The 25,249-nt window shown below is 63.6% G+C and carries 22 protein-coding genes and 1 pseudogene; 16 read left to right on the top strand and 7 right to left on the bottom strand.

Annotation, left to right across the window (positions count from 1 at the left end; translation table 11 throughout):
* Positions 1-221: 221 nt before the first annotated feature.
* The 3 genes from BW11_RS06900 to BW11_RS06890 all read right to left on the bottom strand — a co-directional run bounded on the left by BW11_RS06900 (position 222) and on the right by BW11_RS06890 (position 2,953).
* Complete coding sequence (locus BW11_RS06900; protein WP_181162525.1) at positions 222-470, bottom strand: helix-turn-helix domain-containing protein; 249 nt, start codon at positions 468-470, stop codon at positions 222-224.
* A 347-nt stretch (positions 471-817) separates the two neighbouring features.
* On the bottom strand, positions 818-2,137 hold the full coding sequence (locus tag BW11_RS06895; RefSeq protein ID WP_140445093.1) for a nucleobase:cation symporter-2 family protein: 1,320 nt from the start codon (positions 2,135-2,137) through the stop codon (positions 818-820).
* A gap of 234 nt (positions 2,138-2,371) precedes the next feature.
* Positions 2,372-2,953, bottom strand: a complete 582-nt coding sequence (locus BW11_RS06890; protein ID WP_107044002.1) for a xanthine phosphoribosyltransferase — start codon at positions 2,951-2,953, stop codon at positions 2,372-2,374.
* Positions 2,954-3,184: 231 nt separating this feature from the next.
* Between BW11_RS06890 and BW11_RS06885 the strand changes: the two genes are divergently transcribed.
* The 10 genes and pseudogenes from BW11_RS06885 (at position 3,185) to mltG (ending at position 13,186) form a co-directional block, all read left to right on the top strand.
* Positions 3,185-5,830: an ATP-dependent helicase gene (locus tag BW11_RS06885; RefSeq protein WP_140445050.1), complete on the top strand. Its 2,646-nt coding sequence runs from the start codon at positions 3,185-3,187 to the stop codon at positions 5,828-5,830.
* The gene (locus tag BW11_RS06880) at positions 5,827-6,207 is read left to right on the top strand and encodes a DUF4418 family protein (RefSeq protein ID WP_140445049.1); all 381 of its coding nucleotides are present in this window, start codon (positions 5,827-5,829) and stop codon (positions 6,205-6,207) included. Before BW11_RS06885 ends, BW11_RS06880 begins: the two co-directional genes overlap by 4 nt.
* Positions 6,140-6,361 (top strand): annotated as a pseudogene (locus BW11_RS06875) (ABC transporter ATP-binding protein); the annotation flags it as partial. The gene BW11_RS06880 and the pseudogene BW11_RS06875, both read left to right, overlap by 68 nt.
* A 217-nt stretch (positions 6,362-6,578) precedes the next feature.
* Positions 6,579-7,205: a 30S ribosomal protein S4 gene (rpsD, locus tag BW11_RS06870; RefSeq protein WP_043164149.1), complete on the top strand. Its 627-nt coding sequence runs from the start codon at positions 6,579-6,581 to the stop codon at positions 7,203-7,205.
* Between the two features lie 141 nt (positions 7,206-7,346).
* Positions 7,347-8,021: a histidine phosphatase family protein gene (locus tag BW11_RS06865; RefSeq protein WP_140445048.1), complete on the top strand. Its 675-nt coding sequence runs from the start codon at positions 7,347-7,349 to the stop codon at positions 8,019-8,021.
* A 36-nt stretch (positions 8,022-8,057) separates the two neighbouring features.
* Positions 8,058-8,441 carry a DUF948 domain-containing protein gene (locus BW11_RS06860; protein ID WP_140445047.1) on the top strand — a complete coding sequence of 128 codons (384 nt, stop codon included), beginning with the start codon at positions 8,058-8,060 and terminating at the stop codon, positions 8,439-8,441.
* A complete protein-coding gene (locus BW11_RS06855; RefSeq protein WP_107044007.1) occupies positions 8,441-8,677 on the top strand; it encodes a hypothetical protein in 237 nt (78 codons plus the stop codon). Before BW11_RS06860 ends, BW11_RS06855 begins: the two co-directional genes overlap by 1 nt.
* A gap of 174 nt (positions 8,678-8,851) precedes the next feature.
* On the top strand, positions 8,852-11,536 hold the full coding sequence (alaS, locus tag BW11_RS06850) for an alanine--tRNA ligase (protein WP_140445046.1): 2,685 nt from the start codon (positions 8,852-8,854) through the stop codon (positions 11,534-11,536).
* 5 nt (positions 11,537-11,541) lie between these two features.
* On the top strand, positions 11,542-11,997 hold the full coding sequence (ruvX, locus tag BW11_RS06845) for a Holliday junction resolvase RuvX (protein ID WP_140445045.1): 456 nt from the start codon (positions 11,542-11,544) through the stop codon (positions 11,995-11,997).
* A gap of 10 nt (positions 11,998-12,007) precedes the next feature.
* Positions 12,008-13,186 (top strand): endolytic transglycosylase MltG, encoded by a 1,179-nt coding sequence (gene mltG / locus BW11_RS06840; RefSeq protein ID WP_107044010.1) that lies wholly within the window; start codon positions 12,008-12,010, stop codon positions 13,184-13,186.
* Between the two features lie 128 nt (positions 13,187-13,314).
* Here the strand turns inward: mltG and BW11_RS06835 are convergent, their stop codons facing one another.
* Complete coding sequence (locus BW11_RS06835) at positions 13,315-13,773, bottom strand: prepilin peptidase (RefSeq protein WP_140445044.1); 459 nt, start codon at positions 13,771-13,773, stop codon at positions 13,315-13,317.
* A 173-nt stretch (positions 13,774-13,946) separates the two neighbouring features.
* Between BW11_RS06835 and aroC the strand changes: the two genes are divergently transcribed.
* From aroC to BW11_RS06815, 4 genes are all read left to right on the top strand, one after another.
* Positions 13,947-15,140 carry a chorismate synthase gene (gene aroC, locus BW11_RS06830; protein WP_140445043.1) on the top strand — a complete coding sequence of 398 codons (1,194 nt, stop codon included), beginning with the start codon at positions 13,947-13,949 and terminating at the stop codon, positions 15,138-15,140.
* A gap of 254 nt (positions 15,141-15,394) precedes the next feature.
* Positions 15,395-17,047 (top strand): bifunctional shikimate kinase/3-dehydroquinate synthase, encoded by a 1,653-nt coding sequence (locus BW11_RS06825; RefSeq protein WP_140445042.1) that lies wholly within the window; start codon positions 15,395-15,397, stop codon positions 17,045-17,047.
* 45 nt (positions 17,048-17,092) lie between these two features.
* Complete coding sequence (gene aroQ / locus BW11_RS06820; RefSeq protein WP_140445041.1) at positions 17,093-17,542, top strand: type II 3-dehydroquinate dehydratase; 450 nt, start codon at positions 17,093-17,095, stop codon at positions 17,540-17,542.
* 65 nt (positions 17,543-17,607) lie between these two features.
* Complete coding sequence (locus BW11_RS06815; protein WP_107044014.1) at positions 17,608-19,269, top strand: CTP synthase; 1,662 nt, start codon at positions 17,608-17,610, stop codon at positions 19,267-19,269.
* A 131-nt stretch (positions 19,270-19,400) separates the two neighbouring features.
* On the opposite strand, the gene BW11_RS06810 is transcribed toward BW11_RS06815, so the two are convergent.
* Genes BW11_RS06810 through BW11_RS06800 form a run of 3 tightly spaced genes read right to left on the bottom strand, consistent with a single transcriptional unit; the run spans position 19,401 to position 22,273 of the window.
* The gene (locus BW11_RS06810) at positions 19,401-20,309 is read right to left on the bottom strand and encodes a TraX family protein (RefSeq protein ID WP_140445040.1); all 909 of its coding nucleotides are present in this window, start codon (positions 20,307-20,309) and stop codon (positions 19,401-19,403) included.
* Positions 20,310-20,366: 57 nt separating this feature from the next.
* Positions 20,367-21,605, bottom strand: coding sequence for a sensor histidine kinase (locus tag BW11_RS06805; protein WP_140445039.1), 1,239 nt, complete (start codon positions 21,603-21,605; stop codon positions 20,367-20,369).
* The gene (locus BW11_RS06800; protein WP_140445038.1) at positions 21,602-22,273 is read right to left on the bottom strand and encodes a response regulator transcription factor; all 672 of its coding nucleotides are present in this window, start codon (positions 22,271-22,273) and stop codon (positions 21,602-21,604) included. The genes BW11_RS06805 and BW11_RS06800 overlap by 4 nt, the downstream gene beginning before the upstream one ends.
* A 220-nt stretch (positions 22,274-22,493) precedes the next feature.
* Between BW11_RS06800 and sufB the strand changes: the two genes are divergently transcribed.
* Both sufB and sufD read left to right on the top strand, forming a co-directional pair.
* A complete protein-coding gene (sufB, locus tag BW11_RS06795) occupies positions 22,494-24,011 on the top strand; it encodes a Fe-S cluster assembly protein SufB (protein WP_274518257.1) in 1,518 nt (505 codons plus the stop codon).
* Positions 24,012-24,016: 5 nt separating this feature from the next.
* On the top strand, positions 24,017-25,246 hold the full coding sequence (sufD, locus tag BW11_RS06790) for a Fe-S cluster assembly protein SufD (RefSeq protein ID WP_140445037.1): 1,230 nt from the start codon (positions 24,017-24,019) through the stop codon (positions 25,244-25,246).
* The last annotated feature ends 3 nt before the right edge of the window (positions 25,247-25,249 follow it).

Below are 25,249 nucleotides of genomic sequence, written 5' to 3'. Positions count from 1 at the left end.
GATTCCTCCGGTGATGTTCGGTGGCCGTTTATCCGGCGATGCCGGACAGTGTGCGATTGACGGGTGCCTGACTTCTTTCCGCCACGACTTCCAACATACCGTAGGGTTCGCGAGCCCGATACGGACCTGTCGACGCCTGTGGACAACTCCGGCGATATGTCAATAACCCGGCCGAATTGAGCCGGCGTCAGTCCTGAGCGTCCTGAGAGATTCTGGGGGTCTTACTCGTCGAGGGGGTCGAAGCTGATGGTGAGCTTGCGGCCCATGCCGTGGGCAAGCGCCTCGAGCGAACGGAACGACGGGTTGATGTGGGCCTGTTCGATGCGCTGGATCGTGATGCGCGAGACCCCGGTCGCATCGGCCAGCTGCTGCTGGGTCATCCCGCACTCCTTGCGCGCCTGAAGCAGCGCCGCCCCCACCTCGGGGTAGATGCGTTCCCTGGCTGCCGTGTTGCCTGTGGCGGTGGTCATGTTCTGTGATCTCCTGTTTCTCTGATTGTCGGTTACATCCTCGATCGTGGGGATGCTTCGGACATACGATTGTATCATCGATGATACGCGTTGTGGATGTGCGACAAAACTGCGGATGCGAGCTAAGGGCGGGGCTCAGACGCGGAATCGGCTTTGGATGCACTGAGTCCCCTGCGAGCTACCGAGACGGACCATAGAAGAGCACGCAAATCGGCGGAACAATTCGGAACCGAGCATTCGAATGCCACCGGATTCGAATGCCACCGTTTCGGCAATGAACAATAACAATAAAGGGGACACCATGTGGTGCCCCCCTTTATTTGGATAGGTTGGAAAGCGTTTCTTTCTTACGCCTCCTGCTCCTTCGGTGCCGAGAGGAAGTGGTCCTCGCTCGGCAGGACGGCGTTGAGGATCACGGCGACGACGAACGCGACGGCGATGCAGTTCGAGGCGAAGATCTGCTGGAACAGGGCAGGGAACTGGGCGAAGATGTCGCTCACCTGGGTGAAGCCGATGCCGATCGTCAGGGAGAGTGCGGCGATCGTGATGTTGCGCTGCGTGAAACCGGCCTCGGCGATCATCTGGAAGCCGGAGAGGATGATGTTGCCGAACATCATGATCGTGCAGCCGCCGAGCACCGCCTGCGGCAGGGAATTGAACACCTCAGCGATGGCCGGCACGAAGCTCGCCACCACGAGGATCAGGCCGCCGGAGAGGATGACCTTGCGGTTGACGACCTTGGTCATCGCCACCAGTCCGATGTTCTGCGCGAACGAGGTGAGCGGCAGGCAGCCGAACAGGCCGGACACCGAGGAGATGAGGCCGTCGCCCGCGATCGCGCCGGCGGTCTCCCTTTCGGTGGGCAGGCGGTTGAGACCCACCTTCGTCAGGGCGGCGGTGTCGCCGAGCACCTCGACCGAGGAGACGACGTAAAGCAGGGCCAGCGAGATGATCGCGCCGGGATCGAACTCCGGCTTGAACGGCATGAACTGCGGCACGGATACGATCGCGAGATGCTGGAACCCGGAGAAGTCGACCTTGCCCATGGCAATCGCCGCCACATAGCCGACGACGAGGCCGAACAGCACGGACAGCTGCTTGGCCGTGCCCTTCATGAGCAGCTGGAATGCCAAACATGCGACCAGCGAAATCAGACCCAGCGTGAGGTTCTGCCACGATCCGAAGTCCTTGGCTCCGGAGCCGCCGCCGAACGAGGTGGCGCCCACGTTGAGCAGCGAGAAACCGATCGAGGTCACGACGATCGCGGAGACGATCGGCGGCACGAACCGGCGCCAGTACTGCGCCGTCAGGCCCAGCACCAGTTCCAGCAGGCCTCCGACGATCACCGCGCCGACGACCGCGCCGTAGCCCTTGTCCGCGCAGATCGCGACCGCGGCCGCCACGTACGTGAACGAGATACCGGTGACCATCGGCAGCTTCGAGCCGATGCGCCACGCACCGTACAGCTGCAGGCAGGTGCCGAGACCCGCCACCAGCAGACCGGCCTGGATGACCGCGGCCGACTGGGCTGGGCTCATCTTCGCGGCAGAGGCGACGATGAAGATCGGGGCGAGGTTCGCGACGAACATCGCCATCACATGCTGCAGGCCGAAGGGGATGCCCTTGACGAACGACACCGGCGCGTCGAGGGAGGTCAGCGCCTCCATCGAGATGCCGGCCTTGCCCGCCTTGTCGACCTTGCCGGCGGCGTTCGCGCCGGCGTTCTTCTGCTCTTCCTGTTCTTCCATTGGTTCCTCTCAATATAAAATCAACATGTTGTTCACTGTTATCGAGGTATCGATCTTCAAATCGAACAACATGTTGATTGAATACGACAACATCATGAAAACGGCTCCCCGACGGGGAGCCGTGGAATGCATGCGGATGCGTCCTCGCGGACGTCAGTCGCGGAACGTGATCTCGCCGGTCTCGGCGTCCATCGACTCGACGATGGCGAGCGAATCGACGTCGTAGCCCTCGGCGCGCAACGTGTCGCCGCCGCCCTGGAAGCCCTTCTCCACGGCGATGCCGATGCCCTCGACCACGGCTCCGGCCTCCTTGCACAGATCGATGAGTCCGTGCAGCGCCTTGCCGTTGGCGAGGAAGTCGTCGATGAGCAGGACATGGTCGCCGGCGCTGAGGTACTTCTTCGCGACGATCACCGGGAACTCCTTCTGCTTGGTGAAGGAGTAGACGGTGGTGGTGTACTGCTCGCCGTCGAGGTTGATCGACTGCGCCTTCTTCGCGAACACCACCGGAACGCCGTCGAAGTGGCGCGCCGCGATGCATGCGATGCCGATGCCGGAGGCCTCGATGGTGAGGATCTTCGTGATGGTCCTGCCGGCGAAGTGCTCGGCCCAGGCCGCGCCCATGTGGTCGAACAGCGTCACATCGCACTGGTGGTTCAGAAAGGCGTCCACCTTCAACACATTGCCGGGCTTGACCGTGCCCTCCTTGCGGATGCGTTCCTCAAGTTCCTTCAAAACAACCCCTTTTTGACGAATGACGGGTAACGAATGGTTGAACTGTCAGTGTACGTCGCGTCGGTGACCGCCACGGGGGAGCCGCGCGATCCGTCTCACGTCGTCCTCACGCAATCATCCCGCATCGTCCGGCCGACGAGGCCGTGTGGTAGACATATATGGCCGAAAATTTACACGGCAGAACGGTTCGCCAATACGTTCACAGTTCAGTTCACACGACAGGGGAGCAGCGTGCAACAGGATCCGGATGTCATCGCAAGAAGCGCCGAGGAGCTCGTGGGGGATCTCAACCCGCAGCAGTCCCAGGCGGTGCAGTATCGTGGGCCGGCGCTGCTGATCGGCGCGGGCGCCGGCTCCGGCAAGACCCGCGTGCTGACCCGTCGCATCGCGTGGATCCTGAGCCAGTTCGGCGCATGGCCCAGCCAGATCCTCGCCATCACGTTCACCAACAAGGCCGCCGCCGAGATGCGTGAGCGCCTCCAGACGCTGATCGGCCCGGTGGCCCAGCGCATGTGGGTGTCGACCTTCCACTCGGCGTGCGTAAGGATCCTCAGGCGCGACGGCAAGGAGATCGGGCTCAAGAGCGGCTTCTCGATCTACGACTCCGCCGACTCCGAGCGCCTCGTCAAGATCATCGCCACCGAATTCAACATCGACGTCAAGCGCTATACGCCACGCTCGATCCTCGGACGCATCTCCGACTACAAGAACCAGCTCATCTCCGTCTCGACGCAGCTGGCCGCCTACGCGCCCGACTTCAAGCCCGGCCAGCGCGGCTACCGGATCAGCAGCTTCGACAACGTCGAGGAGCTGTACGCGATCGTCTACGCCGAGTACGAGCACCGCCTCGCCCTCGCCAACGCCGTGGACTTCGACGATCTCATCGTGCGCACCGTCGAACTGCTGCGCGATCATCCGCAGGCCGCCGAATACTACCGCCACAAGTTCCGATACATCCTCGTCGACGAGTATCAGGACACCAACCACGCGCAGTACGTGCTCGTGCGTGAGCTCGCCGGCGTCGACTCGCACGACGGTCAGGATCCGGCGTGGATCACCGTGGTGGGTGATTCCGACCAGTCGATCTACGCGTTCCGCGGCGCCGACATCCGCAACATCCAGGACTTCGAAAAGGACTTCCCGGATGCGAAGACCATCATGCTCGAGCAGAACTACCGTTCCACGCAGACCATCCTCGATGCCGCCAACGCGGTGATCTCGAACAACGAGGGACGCAAGCCCAAGAAGCTGTGGACCGCCATCGGCAAGGGGGAGCCGATCGTCGGCTATGCGGCCGACAACGCCCAGCAGGAGGCCCAGTGGGTCGCTGGCGAGATCGCTAGGCTCCACAGCGAGGAGTCCATCGCCTACTCGGACATGGCGGTCATGTACCGCGCCAACGCGCAGTCCCGCTCGCTGGAGGAGGCGCTCATCAACGCCGGGATGCCCTACCAGCTGGTCGGCGGCACCAGATTCTACGAGCGCCGCGAGATCAAGGACGCGATGGCCTATCTGCAGGCCATCGTCAACCCGGACGACGACGTGAACCTGCGTCGCATCCTCAACGTGCCCAAGCGAGGACTCGGCACCCGGGCCGAAGGCATCATCCTCGACTATGCGCGCGCCAATGGCGGCAGCTTCTTCTACGGCCTCATGCACATGGACGAGATCGAGGGCATGCCCACCCGCACCCTCAACCAGCTGCACGCCTTCCGCGATCTCATGGCCGGCCTGTCCGCGTTCGCGCGCGCCAATGACGCGCATCCCAGCGACGTCGTCGCCGAGGTACTCGACAAGTCCGGGCTGCTCGACGAGCTGCGCAAGTCCGCCGACCCGCAGGACGAGTCGCGCATCGAGAACCTCTCCCAGCTGCAGTCCACCGCGGCCGAGTTCGAGCAGAAGACCCCCGACGCCACGCTCGGCGGCTTCCTCGAGACCACGGCGCTCGTGGCGGACTCCGACCAGCTTCCCGGCGAGGGCGAGGACTCCGGCAAGGTCACGCTCATGACCCTGCACACCGCCAAGGGCCTCGAATACCCGGTGGTGTTCCTCACCGGCATGGAGCAGGGCACGTTCCCGCATTCGCGCTCCCTCGAGGACACGAGCGAACTGTCCGAGGAGCGTCGTCTCGCCTACGTGGGCATCACTCGCGCCAAGCGCCGCCTGTACGTCACGCGCGCCGCCGTGCGCAGCCAGTGGGGCAAGGCCGCCGAGATGCTCCCCAGCCAGTTCCTCGATGAGATCCCCGACGAGCTCATCGACTGGAAGCGCTGTGAATCCGACGTCGAGCGCATGCGCGCCAACTGGGACGATGACGAGTTCGGCGGCTGGGACGACGATTTCTCCTCCGGCCCGACCTTCGGCGGTTCCGGCTCCTATGGCTCATCGTCCTATGGTTCGCGCGGTTCGTCCTCGTACGGAGGCTCCTCTTACGGCTCCACGTATGGGGGATCCTCCTACGGTTCGTCCTCCTACGGTTCGTCCTATGGCGGCTCCGGTTCCTCGTCCTACGGCTCGCGAGGCTCGGGCCGACGCGGATCCTCCGCCTATGGCTCCTCGTCCTACGGTTCGTCCTCGTCGTATGGATCGTCCTCCCGCTCCGGCTCGTCCTCCTCGAGTGGACGCTCCGGCAAGGTGTCAACCCGCCGCATCACCCCGAAGGCGTCCGCCGCCTCGGCGGCCTCGCAGGGCGTGCGGGACAACGGTCTTGACGTCGCCGATTTCTCGATCGGCGACCGCATCACCCACGACCGCTTCGGCATGGGCAAGATCATCGACATCCAGGCTGCGGGCCCGAGGCCGGTGATCACGGTCGACTTCGGCTCCGACGGGGTCAAGCGTCTGTCGCTCAAGAACGCGCCGATCGAGAAGCTCTGACCGCCATCGCGCCGCAGACCTTCGCCCACGCATGCCAGGGGCATGACACGTTCGGAGCCTGCCACTACTCGCAGCAGGTCGTCACCGGCATCGGTGTCGCGATCCTTGCCCTCGGTATCGTTTCGCTATTCGTCGAGGGCAGGATCCGTGTCGGTCTCAACATCGCCGTGATCATCGATGCGCTGCTGATGCTCGCCGTTCCCACGATTCTCATCGGCATCTGCCCGGGGCAGATGATGCACTGCCGCATGGTGATGCTGCCGACGCTCATCGTGCTCGGCGTGCTCGAGATCGTCTTCGCCGCCATCGCGGTCTGGTTCGACTCGCGCGCTCATCGGCTCGCCGAGACTCATCATCGCGGACGAACCGACCGGTGATCTCGACATGGACAGCACCACCATGGTCATGCGATTGCTGCGCCAACGGGCGAATGCCGGCGCGGGAGTGCTCATGGTCACGCACGATCCGGACGCGGTCAGCTACGCCGACACGGTATATCGAATGGATGCCGGGGTGCTGTCCCGGGCATAGGTGTATATTGGTCGTTTGTGTCTGCCGCAAGGCGGATACGTCTGGAGTCTTAGCCCATCAACGGGTCGGCGGCTTGCCGCTTGGGAATTTCCCAAGGGAAACAGGCCGCTCGTGAGTGATCACGACGAAGCGTTGGAGAGGCCCGACTCAGCGTGGAAGGCCAACAAGACCATGCCACGTTCCGTTCAGATAACGACAGAAAGATAAAGGAATAATCATGACGAACGTTCAGCGTTCCCGCCGTCAGGTGCGCCTTTCCCGCGCCCTCGGCATCGCCCTGACCCCGAAGGCCCAGCGCATCTTCGAGAAGCGCCCGTACGCCCCGGGTGAGCACGGCCGCACCCGTCGTCGCACCGAGTCCGATTACGCCGTGCGTCTGCGCGAGAAGCAGCGTCTGCGCGCCCAGTACGGCGTGTCCGAGAAGCAGCTGCGCCGCGCCTACGAGCAGGCCACCCACGTTCCGGGTCAGACCGGTAACGCCATGCTGGCCGATCTCGAGGTCCGTCTCGACAACCTGGTCCTGCGTTCCGGCTTCGCCCGCACCACCGCCCAGGCCCGTCAGTTCGTGACCCACCGCCACATCCTCGTGGACGGCAACATCGTCAACCGCCCGTCCTACCGCGTCAAGCCCGGCCAGACCATCCAGGTCAAGCCGAAGAGCCAGACCATGGTTCCGTTCCAGATCGCCGCCGAGGGCGTGCACCGTGACGTGCTGCCCGCGGTCCCCGGCTACCTCGACGTGAACCTGCCGTCCCTCAAGGCCACCCTGACCCGCAAGCCGGAGGTCGATCAGATCCCGGTGCAGGTCAACATCCAGTACGTGGTCGAGTTCTACGCCCGCTGATCCGGGCCCACTTCTGTATCCATTTACAGTCAAGGACATACCGCCCGAACCCCGCGCTCCCGTCTGGGACGCGGGGTTCCCGCGTTATAGGGAAGTGAGTGCGGACTCGCGCGGCCGCTGCCACGGCGGTAGAGTGGACCCATGATTCTCCATCTGCATCTGGTCCGCCACGGGCAGACCACGTTCAACCGCTACAACCGTCTTCAGGGATGGTGCAACGCCCCGCTGACCGAATCCGGTCTCGCCGACGCCGACAAGGCCGGACACCGCCTGTCCGGCTACGACTTTGCCGCCGCGTACTGCTCGGACACCTCTCGCGCCCAGATCACCGCCACCCGCATCCTCGACATCAACGAGGCCGCCGGCCACGCCCGTCCTGAGCTCGTCTCCGACATGCACTTCCGCGAGCAGTGCTACGGCTACTTCGAGGGGCAGGACATGTCCCTGGCATGGACCGCCGCCGGCGGCCCCCACGGCGCCAGGAACTACAACGAGATCGTCGAGAAGTTCGGTCTCGCCGCCACCCGAGACTTCCTCAAGGAGGCCGACCCGTTCCACGATGCGGAATCGGACGAGGAATACTGGACCCGCGTCGAGGGCGCGTTCGCGCTCATCGCATCCAATCCGGATCTCAGGGACGGCGACGACGTGCTCCAGATCTCGCACGGCAACACGCTCCTGAGTCTTGGACACCGCTTCGGCGGCAGCGATCTCGATCTGAGCGAGAGACCGAAGAACGGCTCCGTCACCGACATCGACTTCGATACGTCCAAGCCGTTTGCCGAGGCGATCACCATCGTGTCGTACGGCAAGTGATACCCTATTGCGAGTAACTGTGACATAGGAGGCTTTATGGGAGTTGGAGAGATCGCCGGACTGGTGGCCGCCATCGCGTTCGCCGTGCTCGCCGGGTTCATGATCTATCCGCTGATCCGTCTGGGCAAGCTGTTCGACCAGATCGCCGCAACCGTCAAGGAATCCGGTGACCACGCCATCCCCGCGCTCGATGAGGGAGTCACCACCGTCAAGCAGGTCAACAAGTCGCTCGAGGACGTCAACAAGATCTCGGCGGCAGCGTCGACCACCGCCAACAACGTCGGCGCACTGACCGACCTGTACGGTTCCTTCCTCGGCAAGCCGGTGATCAAGATCGCATCGGCCGCATACGCCCTGAAGTCCACCGCCGCTTCCTTCCTCGCCGAGGGCAAGTCCGCGGCGAAGCAGGAGGAGAAGTGATGTTCAAGCGCATCTTCTGGGTCGGTCTCGGCTTCGGTCTCGGCGTGATCGCCGTCTCCAAGGCCCAGGCCTACGTCAAGGCCAACACCCCCGACGCCGCACGCCAGTTCCTGCTCGGCCCCGATCAGGACAATGTCGCCGTCAGGACGCTGGCCGGCCTGTTCGATGAATTCAATACCGCGCGCAAGGCCCGTGAGCATGAGCTCAACGAGCGGTATTCGAAGACCGTCCACTAAACGGAGGCGGGTCGGACGCACGAGCACGGAGCCGGTCACCCGACCCCATGTCCCGCTGTGACGGATCGGCCGGAAATGATCGCCCGGTCGCCGACGTCCATCGATAATCGCATATCACAGTCTTTCCAGGGCTTCACCATGCCCGCAAACACACACAAGGAGTTCCAACCGCTTATGCGCACCTCAGAAATCGCGAAGCGCTATCTCGACTACTTCGCCGCGCACGACCATCTGGTCGTCCCGTCGGCGTCGCTGATTTCGCCGAACCCGACCACGCTGTTCACCATCGCCGGCATGGTGCCGTTCATCCCGTACCTGATGGGTGAGCAGACCCCGCCGAAGCACCGTATGGCCTCCAACCAGAAGTGCGTGCGCACGCTCGACATCGACGAGGTCGGCAAGACCACCCGTCACGGCACCTTCTTCCAGATGCTCGGCAACTTCTCCTTCGGCGACTACTTCAAGGAGGAGGCCATCCACTACGCCTACGAGCTGCTGACCACCCCGCAGGATAAGGGCGGCTACGGCTTCGACCCGGAGAAGCTGTGGATGACCACCTTCACCGATGACGAGGAAGCCCGCTCGATGTGGAAGAACGAGGGCGTCGACCCCGAGCACATCCAGATCATGGGCATGGAGGACAACTTCTGGACCACCGGCGGCCCCGGCCCCGGCGGCCCGTGCTCCGAGATCTACGTCGACCGCGGCCCGGCCTTCGGCAAGGAGGGCGGCCCGATCGCCGACGAGAACCGCTACATCGAGATCTGGGATCTGGTCTTCGAGAACTACGAGGTCGACAACGTCAAGTCCAAGACGGACCTGCACATCGTCGGCGAGCTCGAGCACAAGAACATCGATACCGGTGCGGGCCTCGAGCGCCTCGCCTACCTGATGCAGGGCAAGGGCAACATCTACGAGACCGACGAGGTCTACCCGGTCATCGAGGCCGCGGAGAAGCTTTCGGGCCGCAAGTACGGCGAGGACGAGGCGATGGACGTCAAGTTCCGCGTCGTGGCCGACCACGTGCGCTCCGCCCTGATGATCATGTCCGACGGCGTGCGCCCGTCCAACAACGGCCGTGGCTACGTGCTGCGCCGTCTGCTGCGCCGCACCATCGAGGCCATGCGCGTGCTCGGTGTCGAGGATGCGGTCCTGCCGACCCTCTTCCCGACCTCCAAGGCCGCGATGGAGCCCAGCTACCCGGAGCTCAACGACACCTTCCACGAGGTGTCCGAGTCCGCGTACGGCGAGGAGGACGCGTTCCGCCGCACCCTGTCCGCCGGCATCGACATCCTCGACGTGGCCGTGAACAAAGCCAAGCAGGAGTCCGGCGCGAACGCCGTCGTCTCCGGCGACGACGCGTTCAAGCTGCACGACACCTACGGCTTCCCGATCGAGCTGACCCTCGAGATGGCCGCCGATCAGGGCGTGAAGGTCGACGAGGCCAAGTTCCGCGAGCTGATGGCCGAGCAGAAGAACCGCGCCCGTGCCGACGCGCTCAAGAAGCGTCACAACGTGGACCTGTCCGTCTACGACGACTTCAAGAAGACCCTCGCCAAGCCGATCGACTTCCTCGGCTACACCGACATGTCCGCGCGCGCCACCGTGCTCGGCATCATGCAGGAGGGCAAGGGCTCCGTGCCGGCCGTCACCGGTCCGGCCAACATCGAGGTCATCCTCGACCGCACCCCGTTCTACGCGGAGGCCGGCGGCCAGCTCGCCGATCAGGGCGAGATCCTGTCCGACGACGGCGCGGTGCTCGAGGTCGACGACGTGCAGAAGCCCATCAAGGACCTCATCGTCCACCAGTGCCGTCTGACCGAGGGCACGCTGGTCGTCGGCACGCAGGTCAACGCCAGCATCGATCTGGCCCGCCGCGGCGCCATCGCCCGCTCGCACACCGCCACGCACATGGTGCACAAGGCGCTGCGCGAGGAGCTCGGCCCGCAGGCCACGCAGCGCGGATCCGAAGACGCCCCGAATCGTCTGCGATTCGACTTCCAGTGGTCCAGCGCCCCGACCAAGCAGGTCATGAGCGCCGTCGAGGAGCGCGTCAACGACCGTCTGCGCGACAACCTCGTCGTCACCACCAAGGAGATGAAGTTCGACGACGCCATCGCGCTCGGCGCCATGCACCTGTTCGGCGAGAAGTACGGCGACATCGTGCGTGTCGTGTCCATCGGCGAGGACGGCTGGAGCCGCGAGCTGTGCGGCGGCACCCACGTCGACCACGTCGGCAAGATCGGCGCGATCAACATTATGTCCGAATCCTCCATCGGCTCCGGCGTGCGTCGCGTCGACGCCGTGGTGGGCGCCGGTGCCTACGAGTTCAACGCCCGCGAGCACGCGCTTGTCTCCCAGCTGAGCGACAAGCTCAACGCCCGCCCGGACGAGCTGGCCGAGCGCGTCAACGCGCTGCTCGCCAAGCTCAAGGAGTCGGACCGCAGGCTCGCCGCCATGTACGAGGGTCAGCTGTCCGCCGCCATCCCGGAGCTCGTCAAGAACGCCGAGGCCTCCACGGCTGCAGTGAAGGTCGCCGCGAAGAACGTCGGCCACTTCGGCTCGTTCGACGCGCTTCGCAAGACCGTGCTCGACGTGCGCTCCCGTCTCGGCGAGGAGTCCCCGGTGGTTGTGGCTCTGGCCGGCGTCAGCGCCGACGACAAGCCGATGGTCGCCGTCGCCACCAATGAGGCGGCGCGCAAGCTCGGCATCAAGGCCGGCGACCTCGTGCGCGGCGCATCCAAGATCCTCGGCGGCGGTGGCGGCGGCAAGCCGGACTTCGCCCAGGGTGGCGGCGCCGACGCGTCGAAGCTCGATGAGGCGGTTTCCGCTCTCGAACGCGAGGCGCTGAAGGGCTGAGCCGTTTGACTTGGCTTGGCATTGATTTGGGTGACGCCCGGGTCGGACTGGCATTGTCCGACCCGGAGCTCACCTTGGCACATCCCATCGGCAACATCCAGGTGTACGGTGACTCGTTCCGCGCGCTTGATGATGTTATCGATACCATCGAAGACGAGCACATCGATCGTGTCATCGTCGGGCTGCCGTTGCTGCTGGACGGCACTGAAGGAAAGAGCGCCAAGAAGGCGCGCAGGTGGGCTTCGAACCTCGCCAATCGCATCGAACGGCTGATGGCGGACGGACAGATCGAACTGGAAACCGTACCTGAGATAGAATTGGTGGACGAACGGCTGACCACGGTCAGCGCACATCGTCAGTTGCATGACGCGAATATCGCAGGCAGGAAGCACAGGCCTGTAGTCGACCAGCAGTCCGCGGTCGTGATATTGCAGTCCGCGTTGGATCGCAGTGAGCACTAGGGGAGAGGTAATGGCCGAGAGCTTCAACGATTTCTTCGAGGAGAACACACAGTGGGTGTCGGGCAATACGGCGGTTCCCGCAGCGGAGCCTCCACGTCCGCCGAAGTCGCGCAAGGAAATGCGCAAGCGGCGCAAGACCCACCGTCGTAAGAACGTCATCGTAGCCATCGTCGTGGCTCTCGTCATCGCTCTGGTCGCAGCCGGCTGCTTCTTCGGTTATCGTCGCATCGCCGCGATCCGCGCGGTCAACGACTACAATGACCGCGTCTCGCAGGATTATCCGGGTCCCGGCACCGGTTCGGTCATGTTCACGATCGAGCAGGGCGAGGATTCCGTCTCCGTGGGCAAGCGCCTGGTCAAGGCCGAGGTCGTCAAGTCAGCGGAGGCGTTCGCCTCGTCCGTCTCCGCCAACTCGGCGACGCTCTACCCGGGCACGTTCCAGCTCAAGAAGCATATGCGTTCGGCCGACGCCGTGGCCATCCTTTCCGACCAGACGAAGGCCACGGGCTTCCTTGACGTCAAGTCGGGTGATCGCGTCTCCGACGTCATCAAGGCGGCGGCCCAACTGAGCGGCATCGACGAGAGCGAGTTCCAGTCCATCGTCGACGACGGGGGAGACGGCATCCTGCCCGCCGAGGCGAAGGGCAAGTTCGAGGGATGGCTCGAACCGGGGCAGTATGACGTGAAGTCCAAGAAGTCCGCGTCCGACATCCTCAAGATGATGGTCGACAGGCGCATCGCGAAACTCGACTCGCTCGACGCCCCCACCGGCGACGAGCGCGAACGTCTGCTCATCATCGCATCCATCGCCGAATCCGAGGTCAACTCGCAGGACTACTACGGCAAGGTCACCCGCGTGATCCTCAACAGGCTCGCCAAGGACATGCCGCTCGGCATGGACACGACCGTCGCCTACGGTCTTGGCACCACCGCGAACAAGCTCACCAACGCGCAGCTCGCGGACAAGTCCAATCCGTACAACACGCGAGTCAACAAGGGTCTGCCGCCCACGCCGATCTCCAACCCGGGAGACAACGCGATCAAGGCCGCCATCAGCCCCGAGGACGGCAACTGGCTGTACTTCGTGACCACCAACCTCGAATCCGGCGAGACCAAGTTCACCGACAACGAGCAGGAGTTCCAGAAGTTCGTTCAGGAGTACAAGACCACCAACAAGGACGCGAACTGATCCCTCAGGCGCCAGCAGGCGTCACCAGACATCCCAGATGTCCCTGACGCCATCCCCGGCTCCCCCTTTGCAGGGGGAGCCGTTTTCATAAGCAGAGCCGGAGATTCATGAGGTCCGGGAGGCCCGGTTCAGATCAGCACCGCGGCGATCGCGCCAACCGCGATGGCGGGTACGAACGGCGTCCTTCCCCGATACTCGGTGTGACGCTGAGGGTCGAATCGGGTCCAGAACATCACCCATGCAAGCCCGAACAGGCTCATCGCCACCCACCAGACGATGACGCTCTCCAGACCGTACATGCCGACCGCAAGCCCCAGCGGCAGCATCGCGGTTACATCCCCAAGGCCGAGGGCGCCCGGCTTCACCAACGCCAGCAGCAGCTGGACGAACGCGCACAGCAGCGCGAACAACAGCGCCTGCAGCACGATGAAGAACTGGTTCGCCATCCCCGCCCACACCAGATCGGCCAACAGCTGGATGACGGAGAACACCGCCACCCACACGCGCGGCACACGGCGTCTGCGTATGTCCTCAACGCTCAGAGCGACGGCGCAAATGAGACTCGGTAAACAATACAGGTACGGCATGTTTTAACATTAACCCCTAGTGAACACGCACAACGGCTCGCGATCCCGCAGTTGCATGCGTTTCGTCACGCTATGGGCGTAAAGCCGTTTCGCAAGGCGTGTCGGTTCGTGTACGGCCATCCCGGTGATTCGTGAACAGCCGTGACAACCCATCATGGGAGGAGAAAGCAGATATGTTGCGTTGGCAGACGGCGGGGGAGTCGCACGGAGAGGCGTTGGTCGCCATGATCGAGGGCCTGCCCGCGGGAGTGAAGGTGACCAGCGGCGATGTGGTGGATGCACTGGCACGCCGCCGTCTCGGCTACGGCCGCGGCGCCCGCATGAAGTTCGAACAGGACAAGGTGCGTCTGCTCACCGGCGTCCGCCATGGTTCCACGCTCGGTGGCCCGATCGCCATCGAGATCGCCAACACGGAATGGCCCAAGTGGACCGAGGTCATGAGCGCCGATCCGCTGGATCATGACATTCCCCGCGAGGGCCGCAACGCGCCGCTGACCCGCCCGCGCCCCGGCCATGCCGATCTGACCGGCATGCGCAAGTACGGCTTCGACGACGCCCGCCCGGTGCTCGAGCGCTCCAGCGCCCGCGAGACCGCGTCGCGCGTCGCACTCGGCGCCGTGGCGGCGAAGTTCCTCGAGCAGGCGTTCGGCATCCGCACCGTCGCCCACGTGATCTCCATCGGCGGCGCCGGCGTCGAGGACGCCGACAATGCGCCGCTGCCCACTCCGGACGATGTCGCCGCGCTCGACGCCTCGCCGGTGCGCACGCTCGACAAGGCCGCCGAGGAGCGCATGATCAGGCGCATCGACGAGATCAAGGCCAACGCCGACACCGTCGGCGGCGTCATCGAGGTCATCGCCTACGGCGTGCCCGCCGGCATCGGCACCTACGTGGAGTCCGACCGTCGTCTCGACGCGGCTCTCGCCTCCGCCGTCATGGGCATCCAGGCCATCAAGGGCGTGGAGATCGGCGACGGCTTCCTCGAGGCCGTGCGCCCCGGCTCCGCCGCGCATGACGAGATGGTTCCCGGCGAGGATGGTCATATCACCCGGCTCACCAACCGCGCGGGCGGCATCGAGGGCGGCATGTCCAACGGCCAGCCGATCCGCGTGCGCGCCGCGATGAAGCCGATTCCCTCCATTCCGCGTGCGCTGAGGACGGTGGACGTCACCAACGGCGAGGCCGCATCCGCCATCAACCAGCGTTCCGACTCCACCGCCGTGCCCGCCGCATCCGTCGTGGCGGAGGCGATGGTGCGCCTGACCCTCGCCAAGTACGCGCTCGAGAAGTTCGGCGGTGATTCCTTGGAGGAGACCCGTCGCAACTGCGAGAACTACCTCGCCTCCTGGCCGGAGCACATGCGTTGAGCCGTATGAACCGTAATCACAGCGAACACGACGGCGGCGAACGCAACGGCAACGGCCGTGGCGGCGAGCACAACGGCGGACGAGGCAATGGACGCGGTCGCCGCAATCGCGCCTCTCGGTCATCCCGCGCCTCAGACGGCGCGTCCCGCAACCCGCGTATCAGGCGCCATAGGTCGACAAGAGCGCATGATGCCGGCGCACGTAACGAACATGCCCATACCCATGCCCCCCGCGCGCAGGAGTTGCGGGATTCCATGGATCTTCAGGATTCCCGGAACCCCCAGGTGAAACGCCCGCGTGCCGTCATCATCGGCATGATGGGCGCGGGCAAGACTCGCGTCGGCAAGGAGGTCGCGCACATGATGCGCATCCCGTTCGCCGACGCGGACGTGGAGATCGAGCGCGAGGTCGGCATGAAGATCCCCGCGTACTTCGACAAGTACGGGGAACCCGCGTTCCGCAAGGTCGAGGCCGATCTGATCGCCGACTTCCTGGAGGACTTCGACGGCATCTTCTCCCTCGGTGGAGGAGCCCCGATGACCCCCTCGACGCAGGATGCCCTGGCCGACTACATCGCCGCGGGTGGTCGCGTCGTCTACCTCGACGCCGACCCCAAGGAGGCGATGGAGCGCGCCAACCGCGGAGGCGGACGCCCGATGCTCGCCGGCGACGCCAACGCCCGATGGAAGAAGCTCTACAAACAACGCGATCCGGTGTTCCGCGAAGTCGCGAACGTGCTGGTGCATACGCGCCGGCAGACGCCGCAGGTCGCCGCGAGAAAGGTGATGGACATGATTTCCGAACGTCGCGTGCATGTGACCGGCACCGCAATCGAACCCTATGATGTGGTGATCGGCGAAGGCACGATGAATCATGTGACCGAGGTCTTCGGAGACACGGTCAACAAGGTGGCGCTCATCCACACGCAGCCGGTGCAGCGGCACTCGGACCGCGCCCGCGCCCTGCTGCGTCAGGCCGGCTACGAGGTCTCCGACATCGTCGTGCCGGACGCCGAGGCGGGCAAGACCGTCGAGGTCGCCAACCGCATCTGGGAACGTCTCGGCGATGAGGGCTTCACCCGTTCCGACGCGATCGTCGGTGTGGGCGGTGGAGCCGCCACCGATCTGGCCGGCTTCATCGCCGCCACATGGATGCGTGGCATCCGCTACGCCAACTGCCCGACCTCGCTGCTGGCCATGGTCGACGCCTCCACCGGCGGCAAGACCGGCGTCAACACGAGCGCCGGCAAGAACCTCGTCGGATCGTTCTACACGCCCGCAGGCGTGTTCGCCGATACGAAGACGCTGGCCTCGCTGCCGAATGACATCTTCATCGAGGGACTCGGCGAAGTCGCGAAATCCGGCTTCATCGAGGATACGGAGATCCTGAGGATCCTCGAGGCGCATGCGGACGAACTGCGCGCCTTCGACGGCGCCACGTTCCTCGGCTCCGGCCTCGAGGACGTCGTCTCCGAACTCATCGAACGCACCGTGACGGTCAAGGTCCACCACGTGTCCGCGGACTTGAAGGAGAAAGGCAAGCGCGAGTTCCTCAACTACGGACATACGCTCGCCCACGCGATCGAGAAGCTTGAGCACTTCCGCTGGCGCCACGGCAACGCGGTGGCCGTCGGCACCGTGTACGCCGCCGAACTGGCGCACATCCTCGGCTACATCGATCGGGATCTCGTCGACTACCATCGCTCGCTGCTCTCCTCGTTGGGTCTGCCGACCTCATGGAATGGCGGCTCGTTCGAGGACGTGCTCGCGTTGATGCACAAGGACAAGAAGGCGCGCGGCAACATGCTGCGCTTCGTCGTGCTCGACGGCGGCCCCGGCAACGTCATCCACTTGGAAAACCCGCCGGCCGACGCCGTCGAAGAGGCGTTCCGCCGCATTCGTTCCTGAGCATTCGTTCCCGAGCGTTCATTACCGAAAGGAGAATCAGTCATCATGACCACGAAAGTCGTTGTCGTCAACGGACCGAACCTCGGTCGTCTCGGCGTGCGCCAGCCCGACGTGTACGGCCGTCAGGATCTCGAGGAGCTCCGCCGCCTGTGCACCGAATGGGGTACGGCGCTGGGGCTCGAGGTCGAGGTGCGCCAGACCGACGACGAAGCCGAGATGGTGCACTGGATGCATCAGGCCGCCGACGAGAAGACGCCGATCGTCATGAACCCGGCCGCGTTCACCCACTACTCGTACGCGCTGGCCGACGCCGCGCACATGGTCGGCGATGCGGGTCTGCCGCTCATGGAGGTGCATATCTCCAACCCGTCCGCCCGCGACGAGTTCCGCAAGCGCTCCGTGATCTCCCCGGTGGCCACCGGCACCATCACCGGTCTCGGCTTCTACGGCTACAAGCTGGCCCTCGAAGCCATCGCCCATCTCGTCAACGCCTGAAACGACTAACCGAACGAGGGAAAGGGAACACGCCGCGTCACGGACGGATGATAGGATGAAATTCCATGGTTAGAAGAACACATGGCAATTCCCAAGAGCACGTCACCAAGCATATCTTCGTCACCGGTGGCGTGGTTTCCTCCCTCGGCAAGGGCCTGACCGCATCCTCCCTCGGCCGTCTGCTGCGTTCCCGCGGTCTGCATGTGCTGCAGCAGAAGCTCGATCCGTACATCAACGTCGACCCGGGCACGATGAACCCGTTCCAGCATGGCGAGGTGTACGTCACCGAGGACGGTGCCGAGACGGATCTCGACATCGGCCACTACGAGCGCTTCCTCGATGTCTTCCTCTCCCAGAAGGCCAACGTCACCACCGGCCAGATCTACCAGGAGGTGCTGCGCAAGGAGCGTGCCGGCGAGTACCTCGGCCAGTGCGTGCAGGTCATTCCGCACATCACCAACGAGATCAAGTCCCGTATGCGCGCCCAGGCGAGCGATGACGTGGACGTGATCATCACCGAGATCGGCGGCACCGTCGGCGACATCGAATCCCAGCCGTTCCTCGAGGCGGCCCGTGAGGTGCGTCGCGATCTCGGAAGCGACAACTGCATGTTCGTGCACGTCTCCCTCGTGCCGTACATCTCCGCCGCCCACGAGCTCAAGACCAAGCCCACTCAGCATTCCGTCATGATGCTGCGTCAGCTCGGCATCACGCCGGATGCGCTCGTGCTGCGCTCCGACCGTCCGCTCAACCAGTCCATCAAGGACAAGATCAGCCTCATGTGCGATGTGGACGAGGAGGGCGTGGTCAACTGCGTGGATGCCCAGAGCATCTACGACGTGCCGAAGATTCTGTTCGACGAGGGTCTCGACGCCTACGTCGTGCGTGAGCTCGGCCTGCCGTTCCACGACGTCGACTGGGACGAGTGGGAGGATCTGCTCGAACGCGTCCATCACCCGAAGCACGAGGTCAACGTCGCGATCGTCGGCAAGTACATCGACCTGCCGGATGCGTACCTGTCCGTCACCGAGGCCATCAAGGCCGGCGGCTTCGCCAACTGGGCGAAGGTCAACGTCAAGTGGGTCGCCGCGGACCGCTGCGAGACCGAGGAGGGTGCGGCCGCCGCGCTCGACAACATCGACGGCATCGTGATCCCCGGCGGCTTCGGCATCCGCGGCATCGAAGGCAAGATCGGCGCGCTGAAGTTCGCCCGTGAGAACAGGCTGCCGGCGCTGGGCCTGTGCCTGGGTCTGCAGTCGATGGTCATCGAATACGCGCGTCACGTGCTCGGCATCGAGGATGCGAACTCCACCGAGTTCGAGCCGGATTGCGCCAACCCGGTCATCGCCACGATGGAGGAGCAGAAGGACATCGTCGCCGGTCACGGCGATATGGGCCACACCATGCGTCTCGGCTCCTACCCGGCCGAGCTCGAGGAGGGCTCGCTGGTCGCCGAACTGTACGGAACCACGCATGTCACCGAGCGTCACCGTCACCGTTACGAGGTGAACGTCGCCTACAAGGATCGTCTGCGCGAGGGCGGCCTGCGCATCTCCGGCCAGAGCCCGGACGGCGAGCTCACCGAGTTCGTCGAGCTGCCGCAGGAGGTTCACCCGTTCTACGTGGCCACCCAGGCGCACCCGGAGTTCAAGTCCCGCCCGACCAAGCCGCACCCGCTGTTCGCGGGCCTCGTCAAGGCCGCGCTCGACCACAAGGAAGCGCGCTGATCTGATCGGCTGCCGGTCGGGGGTCCCAACCTCCGGCAATGACATGAGGCGGATGCCATGACCGTAATGGTTCATGGCATCCGCCTCATATTGTTTATCGGAGTAGCTGACTGGGGGAGAGAAACCTGAGATCAACCAGCCATAAAGTTGTTCATCACCATGCCGATGAGATACAGCACGACGATGTGCGCCGGGTAGAACACATAGAAGAACCATTTGACGTGCGGCCCACGCTGATGGTTGTACAGCAGCATGAACGGCAGCGCGAAGACTTTCATCCACTGGTAGTTCACGGTGATGGGGGACTGCCCGAAGTTGAACGGGGAGAATCCCATCACGTCCCATATACGATTCATCGATACGGCCACCTGCGCCGGATCCGGGAACCTGTACATGAGAGCGGTCGTGATCGAATATAGAACGCCCAACGCGTTCAGGACCAGATCCGTCGCAGCCAGTCCGACTAGAGCCAAAGACAGACGCAAGCGATGATCATGCGTAGCCCATAGCACGACGCCGATCGCGACGGCGAACAGCCCTCCCTCAAGATCCAGCACTGTACCGCTTGCGCGGAGCAGTATGTAGTCGAGGGTCTCCCCATAGGGCAGTCTGTCGATGACGTTCGTCAGGAAATACAGAGGGATGCTGATGACAAGTTGGATGAGGACATAGATCGAGATGTTGCGCAGTCGCTTCCGCCATGACGTTGCGGTCAGCAGACAGATGACGAGACTCATCTGGAACAGAGTAGCGAAGATGTTGTTCTCGATCGGATACACGTTGAGCTCCGGCAAGGCGGACGAGAACACGGACGACAGCGCCTGGATGACGGACATCCCGACGCTGGCAACATACAATCGGAGCAGGAACCGTTTGCGGTTGCTGGTGTAGACGCAGCTCCATCCGATGAGGAAGTAGAAGATGGGTGCCGACAGTCGTCCGATCCAATGCATCCATATCGGCATGCCCGGCAGGAATTCAGCCACATGATCGATGAACATGAGCACGCAGGCAAGGACCTTCAGTTGGAAACTGTTCATGTCGTCATCCCGACTCGATTATTGCTCATACCATGCAACGTAACGGCTCTTCCACCGTCATAGTCTAAAAGATGAGTGGGACGATGCGTGAGACTGTATGGGTATTTCCACCTGCAAAGTCCATATATCATCCTCACTATGACGAGTATGGAGCATTCCACCCATTGCCATGATGCGCGTTCGGTGCATGGATAGGCCCTTGCCTGAGTGAAAACGGCCGTCGGTCCGGCCGATGGCGTTGAATTCCCGTATGCGAAGCGCGCGATCGGTAAGTTCCATACGCACGTGGTAGACGTCCGTACCATGCGCGCCGTGAACCGCGATGTTGGTGTACATCTGATTGATGAGATCCCTGATCTCCCGCATCGTCTCCTGATCGATGCACGATACGGTCATGCCCGATGATGCGGATGACGTCATGGCGCTGCTTCCCTGTATGCCGATGGCCGCCATGTGTTCGTCGTTATCGGTCAGGAGACGGGTCAGCATCGATTCCATCGGCTCGTCTGAGACGCTTTCGGCTTTCGCATCCGCGTCTCGCTCATCCAGCTCGTCACGGTTCAACACGTCGATCACCTTGCGGACGTCCTGCAGGGTGGACCGCGCAGTCGAACCGATGAGGGCGATTCGCTCCGTCAGCCCGTCGGACAGCCCGGCATTAGCCCTTTCCGCAACGCATTGTTCCGACAGCAGCGAGATGAGAGTCAGACCGCGGGTCGTCGAATCATGGATTCGACTTGCCAGAGCCATATCACGGCGCAGACGTTCCTGTTCGATCTCCAGACGTTCCCTCTCCTGCGCCTCCCTACGCAGCCGATAAGCCTCCTGATGCTCCGCCAATGCATAGCCAACGACGGCCATGATCGCGCAGACGATGTTGAACGACAGCACTCCCGGGACATTCCAGTCGGCCATCTGATGTTGTTCCGGCAACGACGTCATCATACTGAACGTCTGGATCAGCAGCAGCGAGAACGCGATTCGGAGACGTCGATGATATCCGAGCAGCCCCGCCGCTAGCCAAAGGCACCAGAGCTGTTTCATGAACACGGCATCAGGCGGGAACTCCGCTGCGATCGACAGAGAGATGATCGCACAGGCGCAGGAGGTCGGATGCCAGTACAACCCCATGAGAAGACATATATGGGCGAATGAGTACGCCGTCTGCAGCAGTGAATAGTCGCCATCGGTGACATAGGTGAGCGCCGTGCATATGATCGTGACGATGATCATCGCCGCAACATAGGGGCGTCGGAGCCGATCGAACGCACGGATATGAGGAAACATCCGTCTCATCCACCCCTCCTCATTTCAGACCACAGGCGTATCGCCTGTAGTTTGTTCCTCACCTGAAGTTTGATGATGACATGACGGATATGAGTCTTCACCGTAGGTTCGGAGATCGCCATCTTCGCGGCGACCTCCTTGGCCGTCAGTCCTTCAATGGTCCAATCCATGACCTCCATCTCCCGCGCGGACAGGGAGCGCACGGTTCGTGATCCTGAAAGAGGAGCGGCCTGCTCTCCGGTGGACGCGGATCCTCGCATCACCGTGCCGAATCCGTTCCGCGGCTGTTTCCCCGCGGCGCAGTCACGCAGACAGCAGGCCAGACCGGAGAAGTCCGCCTTGTCGAGCAGGACGGCGGCTCCGGAGGATCGGGCCAGCTCCCGGTATCTCGTCAACGAATGCGAGGTCATCGCAAGCAGCATGATTCGGGTTGACAGTCGACGGATGCGGCGCATCGTCATCGCGCCGTCCACATCATCCATCCCCATATCCACCACAACCGCATCCGGACGAGTACTCCGATCGACGCACATGTCGACCGCTTCATCTCCCGAACGGACCGACCACGCCACCGAGATGCCGTCATCGGCGAATCTGGATCTGACCAGCGAGGACAACGCCGCCAGAGTCAGCGCGTCATCATCGACCAATCCCAGACGCCAATCGTGTGCATCCATGTTCGTGTCCTCTCGTAAGAGACTATAGGAGACAGGTTTCCCGCATCATTATCACACTGGTCATCGCACCGTCTGTGAACACGGGAACGGCCGAAGCAGAAGATCCCGTCGTAACGGAACCCGTCGTAATCAAGCTCACGTTGCGCGCATAGCCGACATGCGGTGTCGTTATGGAGTTCCGGCGGCCCTTCTGCTAGGTTTACGTAGGAACTTTCGAACGATGGGAGGCAGCGTCAAGGTGAGCGACACCCAACAGGCGCCCAACGCCGCGTCCGACGTGGAGATGAGCCAGTATGTGGCCGATCGAGCGCGTGTGGACGAAGAGAAACTGAAGAAGGATGACGAGATCATCAGCCAATTCGGTGACTACACCTACGGCTGGCATGATTCCGACGCGGCCGGCGAGGCCGCGAAGCGAGGCATCGACGAGAACGTCGTGCGCGCCATCTCCGCGGACAAGCACGAGCCGGAATGGATGCTCGACATGCGTCTGCGCGGCTACAAGGCGTTCCTCGACAAGCCGATGCCCGACTGGGGCGTCGACCTGTCCGGATTCAACGCCGACGACTTCAAGTACTACGTCAAGCCGATCGACAAGCAGGCCAAGAGCTGGGACGAGCTGCCCGACGACATCCGCAACACGTATGATCGTCTCGGCATCCCCGAGGCGGAGAAGAACCGTCTCGTCTCCGGCGTCGCCGCGCAGTACGAGTCCGAGGTCATCTACAACTCCATCCAGGAGGACCTCAAGAAGCAGGGCGTGATCTTCGTCGACACCGACACCGCCGTGCGCGAGTACCCGGATCTCGTCCGGAAGTACTTCGGCACCGTCGTTCCGCCGGAGGACAACAAGTTCGGCGCGCTCAACACCGCCGCATGGTCCGGTGGCTCGTTCGTCTACGTGCCGAAGGGCGTGCACGTGGACATCCCGCTGCAGGCCTACTTCCGCATCAACACCCCGGCCATGGGCCAGTTCGAGCGCACCCTGATCATCGCCGACGAAGGCTCCTATGTGCACTACGTGGAGGGCTGCACCGCCCCGATCTGGTCCGAGGACTCGCTGCACGCCGCCATCGTCGAGATCATCGTCGAGAAGCACGCGCGCGTGCGCTACACCACCGTGCAGAACTGGTCGAACAACGTGTACAACCTCGTCACCCAGCGCGCCTACGTGCGCGAGGGCGGCACGATGGAGTGGGTCGACGGCAACATCGGCTCCAAGGCCACGATGAAGTACCCGGCCTGCATCCTCGCCGAGCCGTACGCGAAGGCGGAGACCATGTCCCTCGGCTTCGCCGGCAAGGGCCAGTATCAGGACACCGGCGCGAAGATGATCCACCTCGCCCCGCACACCAGCTCCACGATCGTCGCCAAGTCGATCTCGCGTGGCGGCGGCCGCTCCGCCTACCGCGGACTCGTCAAGATCGTCGACGGCGCCGAAGGCTCGTCCAACTCCACCGTGTGCGACGCGCTGCTCGTCGACGACTTCAGCCGCTCCGACACGTACCCGCATGTCGACGTTCGAGAGGACGACGTGACGATGGCGCATGAGGCCACCGTCTCCAAGGTCTCCGAGGACCAGCTGTTCTACCTGATGAGCCGCGGCCTCGAGGAGAAGGAGGCCATGGGCATGATCGTACGCGGCTTCGTCGAGCCGATCAGCCGCGAGCTGCCGATGGAGTACGCGCTCGAATTGAACCGTTTGGTCGAACTGCAGATGGAAGGATCGGTGGGCTGATTCCCATGGCGCAGAACAACACTGAAATCACTATCCCCGTCGCGGATCCGAACGATCCGTACGCGATTCCGGCGGCCATGCCGTCCAGCGCCGACAAGGAACCCCGTTCCTTCGACGTGAACGACTTCGCCATGCCGACCCGCAAGCAGGAGGATTGGCGCTACACCCCGCTCGAACGCATCGAGGAGTTCTTCGACGTGTTCTCCCCGAGCGGCGAGACGACCATCGCAGTGGGCTACTCCGACGGCTCGCCGGTCGACCCCGAGCGTGTGCGCATCAGCCAGGTGCCGCTCGGCGAGGGCCTGTCCGGCACCGTCTCCAAGCCGAACGACCGCGCCTCCGTCGTCGAATGGAACTCCGGCCGCACCGCGACCATCGTCGAACTGAACGGCGAGATCGACCAGCCGGTGCTCATCGACGTCAACGGACAGGGCGCCGATCTCGACGCGCTGCATCTGGTCATCGCGGCCGCCGACAACACCCACGCCGACGTCATCGTCGAACACCACGGACTCGCGCGTCTCGCCGAGGGTGTGGAGATCGTCACCGGCAGGTACTCGCACGTGTCCGCCACGTTCGTGCAGGAATGGGCGAAGGGCTCCAAGCACGTCGCCAACCACCGCATCCGGGTGGGCGAGGGCGCATCCCTGCGCCACTCCGTCGTCACGCTCGGCGGCGACGTGGTCCGCATCCGCATGGATCAGGACTTCGGCGGCGAGCAAGGCGACCTCAACATGCTCGGCATCTACTTCGTCGATCCCGGCGAGCACATCGAGCACCGCACGATGGTGGTGCACAACGCCCCCGAGTGCAAGTCCCGCGTCGTCTACAAGGGTGCGCTCGACGGCAAGGACGCGCACTCCACATGGGTCGGCAACGCGCTCATCCAGCCGACCGCCCCCGGCACCGACTCCTACGAGCTCAACCGCAATCTGGTGCTCACCCCGGGCGCCATCGCCGATTCCGAGCCGAACCTCGAGATCGAGAACGGCAACATCATCGGCGCCGGACACGCGAGCTCCGTGGGCCGCTTCGACGACGAGGAGCTGTTCTACCTGGAGTCCCGCGGCATCAGCGAGACCGACGCGCGCAAGCTCGTCGTGCGCGGCTTCTTCGGCGAACTCGTCGAGGAGATCGGCGTGCCCTATATTTCCGAACACCTGATGGACGTAATCGACCGGCGTCTCGCACGAGGAGAAAGCGACGCCATGCAAGCCGTATTGGAGGACAAGTAAACG

The sequence above is a fragment of the Bifidobacterium sp. UTCIF-38 genome (genome assembly GCF_006454495.1).
Classification (GTDB): domain Bacteria; phylum Actinomycetota; class Actinomycetes; order Actinomycetales; family Bifidobacteriaceae; genus Bifidobacterium; species Bifidobacterium callitrichos.
The sequence above is the reverse complement of the archived record's forward strand: the minus strand, read 5'-3'. Positions and strand labels throughout refer to the sequence as shown.